Below are 633 nucleotides of genomic sequence, written 5' to 3'. Positions count from 1 at the left end.
CCCACCGGCACGCTGCGCCGCTTGCTGCCCTTTCCGAGCACGTGCGCCTCGGCGTCGGCGCGGTCGATCCAGCCCAGCGCGCCACCGCCGGGCGTCACGTCCAGGCCCACCAGTTCGGCCACCCGCAGGCCGCAGCCATAGAGCAGTTCGACCAGGCAGCGGTCGCGCGCCTCGAGCCGCGCATCGCCGTCGACCTGCCGGTGATCGGCCAGTGCCACGGCATGGTCGACCGACAGCGCCTTCGGCAACGGCTTGGCCGCGCGAGGCGCCCGCAGCCCTTCGACCGGGTTCAGCGCCACCCGGCCTTCGTGCCCGAGCCAGCGGTACAGCCCGCGCCAGGCCGACAGCGCGATCGCGATGCTGCGCGGCGCCAGCCCGCCGGCATGCAACCGCGCCATCCAGTGGCGCACGTGGTGCGGCTGCACGGCACGCAGGCTACGCCGTCGCGCTGCGCCGCTTCGCCGAGCCGCCGAAAGGCCTCCTCGTAGTTGAGCAGGGTCTTGGCCGACAGGCGGCGCTCGACGCGCAGGTGCTGGAGGTGCCCGACGACATCGGCGTCGAGCGGCAGCGGCGCGGCCGGTGTGCCATCCGGAGGCTCGCGGCGGGTGGCGACGGCGCTCCGGCGTCGGGCGG

At 75.5% G+C, this 633-nt stretch carries 1 protein-coding gene; it reads right to left on the bottom strand.

Annotated features, from left to right (window positions below; genetic code table 11):
• Positions 1 to 425, bottom strand: a 425-nt coding sequence (locus tag x551_RS23010) for a site-specific integrase (protein ID WP_253950475.1), incomplete at its 3' end; no start/stop codon positions are given.
• Positions 426 to 633: the final 208 nt, after the last annotated feature.

It is taken from the genome of Methylibium sp. T29 (assembly GCF_000576205.1).
Classification (GTDB): Bacteria; Pseudomonadota; Gammaproteobacteria; order Burkholderiales; family Burkholderiaceae_C; genus Methylibium; species Methylibium petroleiphilum.
The sequence above is the reverse complement of the archived record's forward strand: the minus strand, read 5'-3'. Positions and strand labels throughout refer to the sequence as shown.